Source organism: Cupriavidus sp. GW823-FHT07B10, assembly GCF_058794355.1.
The window spans coordinates 1-15,300 of record NZ_JBXAGS010000024.1 but is presented as its reverse complement, the minus strand read 5'-3'; the positions used below and the strand labels follow the sequence as shown (position 1 = coordinate 15,300).

The 15,300-nt window shown below is 58.0% G+C and carries 15 protein-coding genes; 7 read left to right on the top strand and 8 right to left on the bottom strand.

Features of this window, described 5'->3' with window-relative positions; translation table 11 throughout:
- The first annotated feature begins 5 nt into the window (after positions 1–5).
- On the top strand, positions 6–1,775 hold the full coding sequence (locus tag AC1Q6V_RS31190; RefSeq protein WP_454749902.1) for an ATP-binding protein: 1,770 nt from the start codon (positions 6–8) through the stop codon (positions 1,773–1,775).
- Positions 1,776–1,912: 137 nt separating this feature from the next.
- Here AC1Q6V_RS31190 and AC1Q6V_RS31185 read toward each other — a convergent pair whose 3' ends face one another.
- A complete protein-coding gene (locus tag AC1Q6V_RS31185; RefSeq protein ID WP_454749901.1) occupies positions 1,913–2,023 on the bottom strand; it encodes a SymE family type I addiction module toxin in 111 nt (36 codons plus the stop codon).
- A gap of 200 nt (positions 2,024–2,223) precedes the next feature.
- Here AC1Q6V_RS31185 and AC1Q6V_RS31180 point away from each other — a divergent pair, with 200 nt between their 5' ends.
- From AC1Q6V_RS31180 to AC1Q6V_RS31170, 3 genes are all read left to right on the top strand, one after another.
- On the top strand, positions 2,224–5,148 hold the full coding sequence (locus AC1Q6V_RS31180) for a DEAD/DEAH box helicase (RefSeq protein WP_454749900.1): 2,925 nt from the start codon (positions 2,224–2,226) through the stop codon (positions 5,146–5,148).
- 169 nt (positions 5,149–5,317) lie between these two features.
- A complete protein-coding gene (locus AC1Q6V_RS31175; RefSeq protein ID WP_454749899.1) occupies positions 5,318–6,865 on the top strand; it encodes an AAA family ATPase in 1,548 nt (515 codons plus the stop codon).
- A 112-nt stretch (positions 6,866–6,977) separates the two neighbouring features.
- On the top strand, positions 6,978–7,712 hold the full coding sequence (locus tag AC1Q6V_RS31170) for an HNH endonuclease (RefSeq protein ID WP_454749898.1): 735 nt from the start codon (positions 6,978–6,980) through the stop codon (positions 7,710–7,712).
- A 108-nt stretch (positions 7,713–7,820) separates the two neighbouring features.
- Here the strand turns inward: AC1Q6V_RS31170 and AC1Q6V_RS31165 are convergent, their stop codons facing one another.
- Entirely contained in the window at positions 7,821–8,039 is a 219-nt protein-coding gene (locus AC1Q6V_RS31165; protein WP_454749897.1) for a SymE family type I addiction module toxin, read from the bottom strand.
- A gap of 283 nt (positions 8,040–8,322) precedes the next feature.
- A complete protein-coding gene (locus AC1Q6V_RS31160) occupies positions 8,323–8,898 on the bottom strand; it encodes a TetR/AcrR family transcriptional regulator (protein WP_284495477.1) in 576 nt (191 codons plus the stop codon).
- A gap of 365 nt (positions 8,899–9,263) precedes the next feature.
- On the opposite strand from AC1Q6V_RS31160, the gene AC1Q6V_RS31155 reads away from it, so the two are divergent.
- The gene (locus AC1Q6V_RS31155; protein WP_492344714.1) at positions 9,264–10,451 is read left to right on the top strand and encodes an oxygenase MpaB family protein; all 1,188 of its coding nucleotides are present in this window, start codon (positions 9,264–9,266) and stop codon (positions 10,449–10,451) included.
- Between the two features lie 246 nt (positions 10,452–10,697).
- Here the strand turns inward: AC1Q6V_RS31155 and AC1Q6V_RS31150 are convergent, their stop codons facing one another.
- From AC1Q6V_RS31150 to AC1Q6V_RS31140, 3 genes are read right to left on the bottom strand one after another with little or no spacing between them, the layout of a single operon-like run.
- A complete protein-coding gene (locus AC1Q6V_RS31150; RefSeq protein ID WP_454749895.1) occupies positions 10,698–11,081 on the bottom strand; it encodes a hypothetical protein in 384 nt (127 codons plus the stop codon).
- Between the two features lie 48 nt (positions 11,082–11,129).
- Entirely contained in the window at positions 11,130–11,825 is a 696-nt protein-coding gene (locus AC1Q6V_RS31145; protein ID WP_011616052.1) for a thioesterase domain-containing protein, read from the bottom strand.
- A gap of 2 nt (positions 11,826–11,827) precedes the next feature.
- The gene (locus tag AC1Q6V_RS31140) at positions 11,828–12,382 is read right to left on the bottom strand and encodes a PAAR domain-containing protein (protein WP_037025049.1); all 555 of its coding nucleotides are present in this window, start codon (positions 12,380–12,382) and stop codon (positions 11,828–11,830) included.
- Between the two features lie 258 nt (positions 12,383–12,640).
- On the opposite strand from AC1Q6V_RS31140, the gene AC1Q6V_RS31135 reads away from it, so the two are divergent.
- Positions 12,641–13,195 (top strand): aminoglycoside phosphotransferase/kinase family protein, encoded by a 555-nt coding sequence (locus AC1Q6V_RS31135; RefSeq protein WP_439668262.1) that lies wholly within the window; start codon positions 12,641–12,643, stop codon positions 13,193–13,195.
- A gap of 34 nt (positions 13,196–13,229) precedes the next feature.
- Positions 13,230–13,625: a phosphotransferase gene (locus tag AC1Q6V_RS31130; RefSeq protein WP_454749894.1), complete on the top strand. Its 396-nt coding sequence runs from the start codon at positions 13,230–13,232 to the stop codon at positions 13,623–13,625.
- Positions 13,626–13,820: 195 nt separating this feature from the next.
- Here AC1Q6V_RS31130 and AC1Q6V_RS31125 read toward each other — a convergent pair whose 3' ends face one another.
- Positions 13,821–14,030: a helix-turn-helix domain-containing protein gene (locus AC1Q6V_RS31125; protein ID WP_439668260.1), complete on the bottom strand. Its 210-nt coding sequence runs from the start codon at positions 14,028–14,030 to the stop codon at positions 13,821–13,823.
- An 80-nt stretch (positions 14,031–14,110) separates the two neighbouring features.
- The coding region (locus AC1Q6V_RS31120; RefSeq protein WP_492316429.1) for an IQM protein middle domain-containing protein at positions 14,111–15,300 on the bottom strand (1,190 nt) is incomplete at its 5' end.

Here is a 15,300-nt window from a genome sequence, read left to right as displayed (position 1 = left end):
ATGGGATGGGAATTCTGAAGTATGGCGACGCGGAGGCATTGGGGCGTGTGCGCGCAGTGGACACTGCTACAGTATCAGTTGCGGTGGATGATATCGATAGACTCCGTAAGCTGCAGGTCAATCGACTAGCCGTCCTCCAGAGCAGCCGTGCAGGGCAACACCTCATAGGAATCATCCAGCGGATCATTCGCAGTGCCGCGGCGTCGCAGCCTGGGAACGAAGATGATGGCGAAGAAGAGCAGCTCGCCGAAGTCAACGTAGTGCGTATTGCGCTGATCGGCACGCTTGTCGACAAGCTGGGGGAAAAGGATAACGTGTTCCTGAGAACCCTTGAAACGGTTCCGGAGATTGATGCTTATTGCTTTGCGTTGGAGGGTGACAGGCTGACCGACTTCATGAAGGTTATAGCCAATATCGCATCAGAGGCACAAAAACTTTCTCTTGGTCACTACACGCTTGATGACAAGGCGGAGGCGTTTTTAAACGGGAACAAATTTTTCCAGCGGCATGCTGTTGTTGTCGGTAGCACTGGCTCAGGCAAGTCGTGGACCACGGCTCGAATCCTTGAGCAGGTATCAACGCTGCCGAATGCAAACGCCATTGTTTTTGATATTCATGGGGAATATTCCCCTTTGAATGGTGTGGGTATTCGTCACTTCCGCATAGCCGGGCCCGCCGACTTGGGGAACGGTGCTGCATTGGACGATGGGGTCATCTATCTACCATATTGGTTACTGGGCTACGAGGCGATGACATCGATGTTCGTCGACCGAAGCGATCAGAATGCTCCCAATCAGGCAATGGTTATGTCGCGTTCGGTTGTGGAGGCCAAGGAGGCATATTTGACTGCAGGGGGGCACGAAGATGTCCTGGCTAATTTCACCATTGATAGTCCCATTCCTTTTTCCCTTGATGCCGTCCTAGGAGCACTGAACGGTCTGAATACGGAGATGGTGCCGGGTGCTAAAGGCGAAAAGCAAGGGGAGTTCTACGGGAAGCTCAGTCGCCTAATCCAGCGCTTGGAGAACAAACGGACAGATCGCCGACTTGGCTTCCTGTTTCAAGGGACTGATGAGACGCTGGACTACGGTTGGCTCGATCGGCTCATTGTCGCACTTTTGGCCGGTACAAAAGATCAAGGCAATGGTGTCGGGGGTGTGAAAATCATCGATTTCTCGGAGGTGCCTTCTGATATTCTGCCGCTCATTGTGAGTTTGGTTGCAAAGCTTGCATTCTCGGTGCAGCAATGGACCAACGTTGACGTCCGGCACCCTATCGCTCTCTTCTGTGATGAGGCCCACCTATATATCCCCGAACGTCACCAATCTGGTGGCGCCGGTGAGATTTCAGTGGAGATCTTTGAGCGCATTGCGAAAGAGGGCCGCAAGTACGGCGTGGGATTGGTGGTGATCAGCCAGCGACCGTCTGAAGTAAATCGAACCGTCCTTAGCCAGTGCAACAACCTGGTAGCAATGCGTCTCACAAACGGCGATGACCAAAATGTCGTTCGGCGTCTGCTGCCGGATAGTTTGGGGGGATTTGGAGATCTGCTGCCAATTCTAGACACCGGCGAAGCTTTGGTCGTAGGCGATGCAAGTTTGCTTCCAACCCGAATCCGAATTCAAGAGCCCGGTCAGCGGCCCAATAGCGGGACGGTAGATTTCTGGGAGCGTTGGGGAACGGATGCGAACGTAGGTGGGCTGGGCGTTGCTGTGGATAGTTGGCGGAAGCAGACCATCCAAGCGCCAACGATAGCAGCGGTGGCAGGCGAGTAGTATTCAGAGTTGTCACGCGACCCCAATCGCTACGCGTTTCGCGGACGAAATTGGGGTCGCCGTTCCGTGGAGTCTCGATCACGCGCACATGCACGATGCTCGATTCGAGATCGGCAAGCTTCGTCGCTGCGAGCCCGCTATTTCGCTAGGACAACTATTCGTCCATTCTGCACCACAACTTCCACCAATTTCCCAATCGTGAATCCGGCGGTTTCCAACCACACGCCTTTCAATCGAATCCATGGCACTGCCCGCCGGCCAGGGGCGGAAAAAAGGGGACAGAGCTATTTCAAGATTCAGCAGAAATAGATCTGTCCCTCTTTCGCCGCAGATCAAGAAGCGGGGCCCGGAACTCAGAGCTAGACCGGTCTTCAGATGGGTTGCGTAGAGAAAAAACTCGGCATAAGAATTCAAAAAAACAAACGCAGAATTTTTAGGGAGGCTCAGGGTGGCATACTTTGCCGAAAACGCCAGATGTTTGACCCTGCGTGAAGGCCACGCACCGAACACTGGGTTGCGTAGGGGGCAAGTCGGGGCACTGTACGCGTTAGCGGCTCACTTCATTGAGCGCCATGATCCGGCGCTGATTTCGCTGCCGACGGGTTACGGGAAAACGGCCGTCCTGACTGCCGCCTGTTTTCTTGCTCAAGCGCGTCGGGTGCTGGTCGTTACACCGACCAATACGCTGCGGGCGCAGACCGCGCGCGCCTTTCGCACCCTCGACACCCTGCGGCGACTCACCGCGCTGCCGGCGGAGACTGAGCTCCCGGGGCCTCGTGTTGCGATGGTTGAGGAGCGCATGACGTCGTCGCAGCAATGGCAGGCCCTCGAGAATAGCGACGTCGTCATCTGCACTCCCTATTCGGCTAGTCCAGAACTAGATGGCGTCGCCCCCCCGCCAGTGGACATGTTCGACCTAGTGCTTTTAGACGAAGGGCATCACTCGCCAGCGAAAACTTGGGCCGCCTTTATTCGGGCGACTCCAAACGCCCGCCATGTATTGTTGTCAGCCACACCCTTTCGTCGAGACCGTCGGCAGCTACCTGGGCGCCTGATCTTCTACTACGCCCTGCGTCAGGCCGTCTCAGAGAATGCCTTCGGGAAGGTAACTTTCAGTCCCGTGATCGTTGACGAAGACGCGCTGCCCGAGACCAGGGACGAGGCGCTCGTCGCCAGAGCAGTTGAAGTGTTTCGCCGGGACGCGGCAGCCGGACTCCAACACCGTCTGCTAGCGCGTACGGCGCGAATCTCGGGCGCGGAACACTTGGCACAGCAGTATGTCGACGCCGGGCTCCGCGTGGAGGCAGTTTCCAGTCGCAGGTCCAAGCAGCAGATCGAAGAAATCGAGCGCAGATTGGCGGCAGGGGAACTGGACGGCGTCGTTTGCGTGGATATGTTTGGGGAGGGCTATGATTTCCCCAAGTTCAAGATTGCAGTGTTACACAGTGCACACAAGTCGCTCGTGCCGACCCTACAGTTCATTGGGCGCTTTGCGCGTACCAATGACGAGCAAACCGGCACCGCTACATTCCTTGCAGTGCCTCGGGACGTTGACGCCGAGAGCTCGGAGCTTTATCGCGATGGCGTCGACTGGGATGTCCTGCTGGCCGACGTAGTTGAGGCGCGGCAACAGTTGTCCCTTCAACAACGCGAGACGCTGCAGTCATTCGCGCAGGCCGGGCACCCGCACGCCGACTACGAAGCAGTCAACCCCGGCGCATTTCGTTTGTCGCAGCACATAGCCGTCTACCGTGCGGGTCAAGCTCCCGATTTCTCCAAGGCGCCCGAAACGCTCAAATCGCTGCAGGTCACCAACGCCTGGCTGAGCGATGATCATTTGACATACCTGCTGCTCGCAAAGTCAGTCAGATCACCCGTCTGGTACAGGGACGAGCACCTCGTCGACGCCGCTCATGCGTGCTTCCTTGTTCGCTACTTTCCAGCCTCGCAGCTCGTATTCATTACCGCCACTGAGCGTTCGGCCCGGTATTACGTCGAGTTGGTGGAATTCTTTTTCGGGGGCAACGCTTCCCCGCTTGCGTTCAGCCAAATTCGTAAGGTGCTCAACGGCATGACGGATCAAGAGTTTTACAGCATTGGCATCCGCAGCACGTCCCCGACCGCCACCACCGAGTCCTACCGCATCGTTGCAGGCAGCAATGCTGACCGCGGGGTGCGTGACACCGACGCAGCAAGCTTTTCACAAGGCCACTTTATGGGACGGGGCCAAGTCAACGGCGAAGCCGAGGTGATCGGCGCAAGCGCGGGCGGCCGCATCTGGTCAAACGGCAAGCTGTCGATACCGGACATCTTGGACTGGATGACGGCGCTTCATGGGCGTATGACAGCAAACCAGATTAATATTGGCCGTTCGGGGCTAGATCTGCTGCCCTTCGGGGAGGCGCTCGAACGCATTCCCGCGTCGACGTGCATGACGGATTGGCCGAAGGTCGCCTACCGCGACAATCCACAGGTCACTATTGGCGATGATGCAGACCGGATCGTTACGTGTCTGCTTGACCTGCAAATGACGGATGTCGCCGTCAATGGGGACGGCACTGTATTGACCTTTCGTATCGGCGACGATAGCCGTTCACAACGCGTGCGATACCGCCTGCATCGCAGTCCGTATTATGAGCTGTTGGAAGAGAGCCCGCGCTTACGTGTCGCCACCTCAGAAGGCGACGTATCCATCGACGAATGGCTTGACGAGCACGGCCTCGTCTTCTTTACGAAGGAACTGGACACCTTCACACATGGCACGCTGCAGCGCAGATTGGCGCGCACAGCAATCCGTCCGGAAAGCTTGCTCGTCCACGACTGGACAGGTTGCGAGACCCACGTCGAGTTTGACACAACCAACCCCAATCGCATGACCGTACAGCGATTCCTGCAAGACCATCTCACCGGTACCTTGGGGGCTGACTTCATAATCTTTGACCATCGGTCAGGCGAGGCTGCCGACTTCATCGTAGGCAAAGCACTACCTAGCAATCGTCTCGCTATTTCGCTTTATCACTGCAAAGGCGCCGGCGGGCCGGTATCCGGCGAGCGCGTCGACGACGTATACGAGTTGGCCGGGCAGGCAGTGAAGTCCGCCAGATTCCAACGGAAGGACGAACTGCTTCGGCATATCGAACGTCGCACGCTGCCCCGGCGGAATCGCGGCCATTCCCCCTGTCTGATCAGCAACCGCGATGCCATCCTGGATCTGGTGCGTAGGCATGATCCCATTGCCATTTCCCTATCTGTGCATGCTGTGCAGCCAGGACTTTTAGCGAACGGGTTGGCTGAGAACGTGCGTGCCGTCATGGCCGCAGCCAACGATAGTCTCACTGCGCAGGGCGTCGAGCTTCGGTGGATGGTGAGCTGAGCCATATTCGGGGAAACTCCGCATATTACGAGAAAGGGGACAGATCTATTCCAAGATCTAGATCAGAGATCAGAAATAGATCCGTCCCCAATTTGCCGTCTTTTTCCAAGGAGATCGGAAAATCGGAAGGCGGCTGCTAGATAGAATTTAACATTTATCGGGGGTTGGCATGTCATTGCAATTCGAAGTCAACCAGATATCGGCCAACGATGCTGGGTACGCGAGTACGGCCATGTTGCTACCAGATAACTGGGATGACTACTCTTTTAAAACGCTCTTCACCGTATGCATATATGATGAGAGCGGGAAGGCTCACAACTTGGGGAGCGTGAAGATTGGTTATTTTGGCCAGCGGCATGGTCGCACTCGTGACAGCCTTCCCCCGACCTTCCCTGAACTCCCTGACCATTATTTCTCATTAGGACAAGAGCCAGAGTACTATCAGCGATTGATGCTCCTTCCCACCACACTGCGGGAAGAATACCTTAAGCGCGTGCGCGACGTTGTCTTCGACCCCATTCGCGAGGATAAGGCGAAAGACCAAGATGTATTTTTAACATCACTTCTCCGGAGCGTTAGCCGTTCCGCTATTGACGGGCAGTTCCGTCGCATTCTCGGTGGTGGAGCGGTTTTGACTGAGTATCGCTTCTACTACACTGCCCAGTTTGGTGACAGTGCGGGGCCGATGCGTTTAAATTTTGAGGTGGTGCCGGGTTCCCTGCCGCCGACGAACATACATGTGATCATTGGTCGAAATGGGGTTGGGAAGACCACCCTGCTCAACTCAATCGTGGGAGCAATTGTTGAGCGCCGTCCTCCCCATGACGTTGGTAGTTTCGAGATTGCTGAAAACGCGTATGGGCCACGAACGGTCATGCCACTCGGGTACTTCAGCAGCGTTACGTCGGTCGCATTTAGTGCATTCGATCCGTTTAATCCGCCTCCTGATCAGCCAGATAGGACTAAAGGTATCAGTTATTTTTACATTGGTTTAAAGAAGCGAACTGGTGCCGCACCCCCTAATGATTTCGTGCTGAAGCCACTAACCGAGCTTTCCAATGAATTCTTGGGAAGTCTTCAGGTTTGCTTAAGCATGGAGACGAAGCGGCATCAATGGCGGAAGGCAATCAGCGCGCTAGAGTTCGATGAGAATTTTTCGGAGATGAACCTTTCGTCACTTGTCGACGAGAGCCTCGCGCCGAATGCCGTAGTTCAGCACGCCGAAGGCGTATTCCGCCTTATGAGCTCCGGTCATAAGATTGTGTTGTTGACCATTACGAAACTCGTCGAGACTGTCGAAGAGAAGAGTCTCGTGCTCTTAGACGAGCCGGAAAGCCATCTGCATCCACCGCTACTATCAGCCTTCACAAGAGCACTTTCTGAACTCCTGACGACTCGAAATGCGGTAGCGTTAATCGCGACTCATTCTCCCGTGCTATTGCAGGAGGTGCCAAGGCGTTGTGTCTGGAAGATAAGGCGATACCGGAGCGCAACTTGCGCCGAGCGGCCGGAAATTGAGACGTTTGGTGAAAATGTTGGCTCATTGACTCGGGAGATCTTCGGCCTCGAAGTTAGCAAATCGGGGTTTCATGACATGCTAGCTAAGGCGGTCGAAAGCGGGGGGGGCTTCGAGCAGATTCTGGCTAACTATGGAAATCAAATAGGCCTTGAAGGCCAAGCGATCCTACGCTCGCTCTACGCCTCGCGGGGGCATTAGTATGCGTGCGATACAGAAACCGACGTACGCACCAAATGCCGCATTTGACGCATGTGCTAACGACACGGCCGACGTAGGGCTCAAGGCACGGCTAAATGCAGTCGCGCCCGATATGATCAACGTCGCCACTTATTACGACAACCTGGCTAATCAAGGACAATTGCATGAAGTGCCTCGATCTGATCAGCGCGATACGGAATTGGTCATAGGACAGGTAACTAAAGGGGAGTTGAAGAACCTGTATGACCACCAGATGCTTCCCCGAAACAAATCCGCTCGCGAGATCTACGATAACTTGCGCTCCGCCGCTCCGGGTGGAAGATGCCCGACGTGTGGATTCGGTCATGTCTACACCATCGATCACTTCTTGCCGAAGTCAGCGTTTCCTTTTTTTTCAGTTCTTCCAGAGAATCTGGTTCCGTCCTGTCGGGACTGCAATACGGGAAAGATGGCTCGCGCCGCTAATGATGCGCAGAGTTTTCATCCATATTACGATGTTGGACCATTGATGCAGGAACAATGGATCTTTGCTGAGGTGCTGCGAACCGTCCCCATCAGCGTTAGATACTTCGTACAAGCTCCCCTCCACTGGAACCAGTTGCTGGCGCTACGAGCTGCAAATCACTTTCGCGATTACAAGATTGCTTCGCGTTTCGGCGTAGAGGCGGCAAGTGAACTTAGTGCACTCATTCACTACTTCATATCGCCGCCGATGCAGCCGCATGAGATTCAGGACACACTGGACAGAAGGCTGCGCGCCGAGCGCCAACATCAGTGCAACTCTTGGAAGATCGCTCTTTTTGAGGCCCTACGCGACTGCGCCTGGTTTTGCTCTCTAGAGTTCTGAGGGCTGGGTCTGGTTTGGCGGGGCATCATAATGTGCAGTATCGGAATGCTGAAGGGATTGCATTGTGAGCGGTCGGAGCCGACCGCTCGTTCTCACCGTCTTTTCTTGCTACCCCATCACCCAGATAACTACCTTCTTTCGCTGTACCTTAACCTTCAGCGCTTGCCCCGCGCTGAAACCCGCCTTTTCCAACCAAACACCCCGGAGGCGAATCCACGGTATCGCCCGCAGGCCGGTAAAGCCATTGCTAGTACCTGGTATGACGGGAAAGTAAGTGCGCCCAGTCTTGATGGTGCGCGTGTGTTCAATCTTCGATCGCTTTGCCATAACGAATCCTCCCAAGAGGTTGTCATTTCGCCCCTGTTCAGAGGGCGGCCGGGTACTTGAACACCGCTGGCAAATCGGCCCGCATCCTTTCCCTCGCGGGTCTTGTATCGATGCGCGCTACCCGGCCTCTGCAAATCTATGGATAGAAGAACCGCAGGCTGACGGGCGCGGTGAGGCCGTTACCAGAGGTGTGTTCAGCACCATGGGCAAGCCTACGCGTCACGCGCATGTCGGAGAATGAGACGAGTCTAAGTTCACCACACAGGATTGCCGACGCGGTCGGTCAGCCCTCACCCCGCTGCGAAAACCCCCGCAAAAACAACCGAACAGCACGCCGCACCTTCTCCCGCCGCGGCGCATCCAACCCCGCTGCATCCAATCCCTGAACCGCCCGGTGGAACGGCTCGGCCGCCACGCTCTGCAGGAACTGCGAGGCCACGAAGGCGATCTCGTCATCGCTCGGATTGCCGGCAGCCCATGTGCGGAATACCGGCTCGAATGAGCGTGCCGCGCCGAGGATGGCAAAGTCGACCACGGTTCGGGCCAGTTGCGGAAACCGTGGTGCTTCGGCAATCGTCACGCGATACAGGCCCAGGACCTCGGGTCGCAGGATCCATTCGAGCAGCTCGCAGGCCATGCGGACCAGGCGTTCCTCCAGCGGCTCGCTGTCGGCTTGCGCCGGCTGTCCGGTTCGCAGGTTCTGCGCCACGTAGCGCAGCACGGCCGCCTCGAAGACTTCTGCCTTGCCGGCAAAGCGGGTGTAGTAGGTCTTCTTGGAAATGCCGGCGGCGGCGGCAATGGCCTCCACGCTGGTGGCGCCAAAGCCATGCTCGATAAAGAGCCGGGTGGCGTGATCCATGATGGTGTCGGCAAGCTGCCCGGCCCGTTCCAGCGAGGGGCGTCCGGATGGCCGCACGGATGGTTGTCTGGATGGCGCTGCCGTCATTGCGGTTTCTCTGCCCTTGCGCATTGCAATACTGTTCTCCGCTGTCGGCCTGATTGGGGGAGTGCCACGGCAGATGCGGGCCCGCATCTGCGCATAGGGAAAGCATGGACTTGCGCATCGGCATCGGGCGTCCTATAAAGGAAACGATGTCGTTTCCTTTGTCGTTTTCTTTATAGAACGACCCGTCCATTTGGCCAAGAATTATAAGAGGGCTGCATGCAGCTCTCCCGCTGATCCAGGAGACCCGAATGTCGCATGATGGCAGGCTGTCCCCCGCGTTGCCGGGCCGTGCAATTGACCAGGCCGCGCTTGCGGCGCGTTTCGGCGCCGAAGCCACGGCGCTGGTGATGGAAATGGCCGCCAGCGCCGATCCGCTGGCCGATGTGGCCATCGCCGCGCTGAACAGCGGACAGGCCGGCCATCCGGCGATCTTGCAAGCGGGTCTGCGGGAAGGGCGCGCAAGCCTGTCGGGCCCGCCCGAGGCCATCGACGCCTTGCTCCGGCAGGCCGAGTCGATTCCGCCGTGGGTGGATCCCGAACGCATACGGCGCGGGGCCGAAGCCTATCTGAGCATTGGCGCGCTGTGGACGAGCATCTCGCTTGGCCCGGGGTCGCTGGCGCATACCTATAGTTCTCCGGCCATTGCCAGCGTACTGGTGGCCACCGGCAACCTGAATGCGCAATCTCCGCGGCGCCTGCTGGAAACGGCCGTCTGGCAGCAGCAGACGCTGCGCCCGGGCGGCCTGGCGGCCGGCGCGCAAGGCTATATACATACCTTGCAGGTTCGCATTCTGCACGCCCGCGTGCGGGTCGGCTTGCTGGCGCGCGGATGGGACACCGCGCAACGCGGCATGCCCATCAGCCAGCTCGATATGTTGCGCACATGGCTGGATTTCACCTACGTGCCCTTCAACGCGCTGGAGAAGATTGGCATTGAATTTGATGCCGACGAGTTTCGCGACCTCTACCACGTGTGGCAACTGGTGGCCCACTTGCTGGGGATTGAAGACCGCTACTACCGCCGGGTGACCGACCAGGCGTCCGGCGCGGAAATGCTGGCGCTGATCGATGCCGCCGCCGGCGAGCCCGATCAGGCCGCCGCGACGCTGACGGCCAAGATGCTGGATGCGGCCGCCCAACGCCTGGGGCCTGCCCTGGGGATGCCCGCAGACGCGGCGGTGGGTCTGATGCACGCTTTCTGCCGGCTGTTCCACGGCGACGACTTTGCCGACAAGCTGGGCGTGCAACGCAACTGGTGGAGCGGGCTGATGCCGGTCTTCGCCAATTCGAACCGCTACCAGCGCCTGCTTGAGCGGAGCGACCCCGAGGTCCGGCAACGCAAGATCGCCGCCACGCTGGCGGCGTTCGATCAGCAGATCGCGGCGCTCAAGGGGGAGACGACTTATCAGCACAACCTGAGTGCGTACTCGGGGGCGGGGATGCCCAGGACGCTTGCGGGTGCGTGATAGGGGCGGGCGATACTGACTGGCACGGCAGGCCGATGGGAGAAAGGGGACCCTTTCATCCCGTCCCAGGAGATCGCGGACTGCTCCGCCAAGGTGGCTGATATTGCCGGCTCCAGAATCCTGAGCGTTTGCCGCATTGGAGGAACATCTTGCTCTCAGCCGTTCGCTTTCACGACAAGCCTGATCAGCTCGCTCTGCGCAACGCTTCTTTGCAGGACTCGAGCCAGAGCCCTGCTACCAACTTACTCAGAAGGGCCAATGTGGCCCGCGATGTGCTCGACATTTTTGCGACGCGATGACAAGGGTGTTGGAATGCATCCGCGGCGCATCAATTTGTGCGGCGCTATGCCGCTCAGGAAGCTGACGAGTAACCCATCGATCAGTCGCGAGAAACACCGCTACAAATAGGCAGACACCAAGGGCGTAGGAGAGAGATGCCCGCAACCGTTCGCCCGGCCGGCGCAGTAAGACAAACAGCAAAAGCAGCAGACCGCAGAGCGCCAATACAGCTGCGCAGAAGACTGTGATGCCAGCAATCGCAGCCAATGGGCCGGTTGTGACCTGTGCGAGCGTAACGGGCGTCCGAGCGGCAATCACCGCGAACGTTATACCCAGCAAGGTCATGGCCATGGCACATAGATCCACTAGGCGAACTACCTTACTTGCTTTGCGTTTCATCTACCTAAGCCCTTCGGCAACAAGACGTTCCGCCAGTGCCGCCCAACGTCGCGGACTGTCCGAAACGACATGAGCATAATAGAAATGTCCTTCGCCTTTTCCTGCAAGCATCTGCCTGCTGAGCAATGGGGCACCAGCCACCAACTCCAGCCACGGAATGCCTGCATGGATCGGATCCCCATACTGCACCAGGTCAATCACGATAACCTTCCGGATGTTCCGATGGCCGCGCAGGTCCGTGAGAAACGCTTCGGCGATTGGCGACCCTACCAGAACCAGATGGTCGATGATATGCCCTTGCCTGGCGTATGACCACGCGGTCTGAGCGGCCAGCAATGACCCATAGCTGTAGCCGATCAGGTTGAACTGAGGTGCCTCCGCAGCCATGCCGCTGGTGATTGTCCATTCGCCATCGTCGCGGTTTCGGATCACCATGCCAGACCGGATGGCATCCAGCAGCATGCCACCCAAGGCGTAGTCTTGCGGCAACGCGTGCGTTGCAGAGTTGGTCAGCCCGGCAAAGCACTGGGAAATGCCGGCTCGACGGAAGGCTGCCAGCTGAGGTTGGACGTATTGGCCATCCAGCCCAGCACCACCCCAATACAATGTACCCCGCGGCCGCAACAGGTACACCTTGACTGGTTCCCTATCCGAAACCGGCGTCAGCCGGACGTTGACAGTCTTGAGCGGTTGCATGGTTACGCACCCTCCCCAAAGACCTCAAGCCTGACCGTCGCCGCACGGTCCGCGAACACAGGTGTGGTGAAGCCGTTGCTGTCGGTGTGGCCTTCATGCGTTCCGGTATCGCCGATCAGGCGATACCGCCAGTTTGCCAAGGGCCGTCCGCTGCCTTCATCAAGCAACTGGATGCGCTGGTCGTAGCTGGCGGGCTCGCCTGAGTGCAACGCTTGCGTGGTCGCAGCAAAGCCGCTGGGCATAGCGACACGCAGCTTCGCAATGTGGTCCGCGGTGATAGTCATCGTGAACGGACGCGAGGCATGAAAGACAGGCGCTGGTCGGCAACCGCATGCACAGATGTCTCCGCTGAGGGCCACTTCCTTGCCTCTATCTCTAGAGGGGATGCGCGGACCGACACAGACAATCACGCCCGGGCGCTTGCATACAGGGCAGTAGACGGCATCGCCCTCGCGGGCAACTGGCTTGCTGTGCCAGAAGTAGGAACTGCTGCCGCCAACGATGACAGCGCCGTTGTCGGCCTTGTCGCCTCTGACCAGATAGGTTCGGGTCACCATGGCGCGCCCTCAGCGTCGGAACGAACGTAAGCCAAGATCGGCGCAGGGCAGAGGTCTTTCGATCTCTCAAGATGAAGGTTATCGTTTCTGATTGAGGCCATTTTCCGTGTTCCATGAGCATGGCAGGTCGCCCACCAAGACATGGAACTAGCCGTGCGGTATGGAATCAATCAGGCAAATCCTAAAGTGGCCGTTGAAATTGCGTCCATATATTCGCCCGGCTCCATTGAACGATTCATGCGACTGACCGCATAAGCTATGACATCGGACAGCGAAGCCGCTTCCTCCAACGACGTCGCGCTCGTGTGCCAGGCCATCGTGGCCGCCTATGGCATAGACGTGATCAATGTGCGTGAAGTCGTACGGGGGGTGAACCGCACCTTCTCCCTCTGCGACTCTGGCGATCGGACGTACTATCTTCGCCAGTACAGAACCCATGGCCGGGGCGAAGACGATGTTGACGCCGAGTTGCGGTTGCTTGAGCGGATCGAGCAGGATGAGGTGCTGGCAGTATCGGTCGCACATCCAACGCTAGAAGGAGCGCGTAGCTTTCGTGTTGCCCTGTCGGATGGCGCGATGCGTCATGCAGCGTTGTTCTATGGGGCAGACGGGCGTCCGTTGGAAATGACGAGGGATGATCTTGGCGTGGCAGCGCAGGCGCTGAAACGCCTTCATGACCAGCCGTCGCTAAAGGATTACGCGCCTCGCAGGCAAATCGCAGATATTCGTGAAGCTGGTCGGACGCTGAACCGTCTAGCAGAAAAATTCACCTTCGCTGGAAGTGCCGTCGGTTGCGGTTCGGGAGCGTTGTGAGCGCTTGGTGGCGGCGGGCTGGTCGGCTGCTGAGATGCCGTTCGGCTTTTGCCACGGCGACTATCGTGTGGGGAACATGCGGATCGATGGCCCCCGGATCACGTTATTGGACTTCGACGATTGCGGATGCGGGCTGCAATGGTTCGATCTGGCCGCCATTGGATGGTGGCTTGAGATTGACGGCAGATGCGATGCGGCCTTTTTGTGGCGCGCGTTCGTCAGTGCCTACATGCCGGCATTGCATGGATCTCTGGCCTTCCGCCATGCAATCTCGCTTCTGATCCTACTTAACGAGATTAACTCGATTCGCTTCTTGCTCGATTACTGTGCACTGGATGATGATCGGTGGCGCGACGTGTGCAAGCGCCTGGATGATATGAGCTACCGGGCGGTATCGGGGCAGCTTGCGATTAACCGTTGGCCTGCGTGAACATGCTGCAATGCCTGTCGATGGGGACTCACGTGAATCCGGATGGTGCAATGAAAGTGCGCGCTGCGAAGCTGGGCGATCTGGGGTGGTTGCAGGTCCTGGGGAGATTCCCGCTTGCTGACCCCGCTTCATAAATGGAGCCTGGGAGAGGCTCGCCACCGCGACCCAGCGGCGACGCCAATCTTTCCCAGTCGCCTAGCCCATGGGCTGGCGAAAGTAACTCCGCCCAGATAGGCCAGATAGCAGATTCTGCGCCGCGTAGCACTGCATGGCCGCCTTGAAGACTTCTGCGTTGCCGGCAAAGCGGGTGTAGTAGGTCTTCTTGGAAATGCCGGCGGCGGCAATGGCCTCCACGCTGGTGGCGCCAAAGCCATGCTCGATGATGAGCCGGGCGGGGTGACCCATGCACTACACCTCCGGCTGTGACCGCTCGCAAGCGGCTGTCCAGGGGCTTAGGTAGCTCTAAGCCATTTGTAGGCTCAACCTTACAATGGCTTACCGTTGTTCCATCCGCGGCTCGGCTCGGCGACGGGTTCTGATTGAGGCGGCGGGGTCTGAGGCTTCGTGCCCCTCGTCCATCCGCGACTCGGCTCGGCGGCAGGCTCAAATCGAGGCGGCGGCGCGTGGCGGTTCGCTCGCGGCCTGCCAGGCGGCGGGGTCGAAGCGGCCGCTTGCCCCGGCGCGCAAAGGGCGGCGACAGAATCGTGCTCGTCCCCTGTAGCCGTATGGACGATCGCTTTTGCTTCGTCCATGTTCAGGCCATCATCCGCTAGTACGCGCAGGCATTCGATTAGATTTTCTCTGGTAGGGCGATAGTGCCCACTGGCGTTGGAGATTTCGCGAAGGATGCCTTCTTTGACCACAATCTCGCCAGCGCAGATCACACTATTGCCAGCATTGAGCGACGAGTGATTGAATTGCGAGCTGACGTTGCCGACCAGGCGCCCGTTTTCGGTGCTGTTCTGCACGAACAGGTTTCCGTAGAGATCCATGGCATAGATCGTGATGCCCTTGGGCGTCGAATACCAGGCACCGTTGCGGCTAAGCCGCCCATTTGACACGGTAAGCATCGTTCCAAGGCGCTCATGCTTGCGCATATAGTGGACATACATGCTTTGGCTCGAGATGGGAGCCAGCTTCTCGTAGGCAGTGAAGTCCTCTGGCCTGAACTGATCGAACGGTCGACCTTGGACCAACGGAGATGGCTGCCTTGTGTGAACATCATGGGCGAAGCTTCCGCCCACCGGCGAAATCGTCACGTCCAATCCATACGTTCTCGCGTCGCGAAACTGGTTCCTAGCTTGAATGAACAGCATTCGCTCGACGGAGTAGCCAGGTTGAAGGGGAACGCCTATGCGGGGGCCGTAGAGTTGCTTCTTGCGTTGGAACTGCTCGTAATTCATAAGTAAGAGCACCTGCTTGCGAAGGTCCTGCACAGCAACGCTTCGCAACGCGCTGTTCTTCGATTCTTTCCCCTCCTTAATCTTCATCCACTCGTCACACGCACCCAAGAGGGTGCCAAGATGCAGCATACGCCCATCTGCTGTCGGCGGTGGATTGGTCACCCATGTCTCCAGCAGAAAGTCGATTTGCAGTAGTGGATTTGCCCCCGTGTCCCCGGACACGGTCACACCCTTAGGTTGATAAGGCCATCGCACGTCTGAACTCCCGCGGC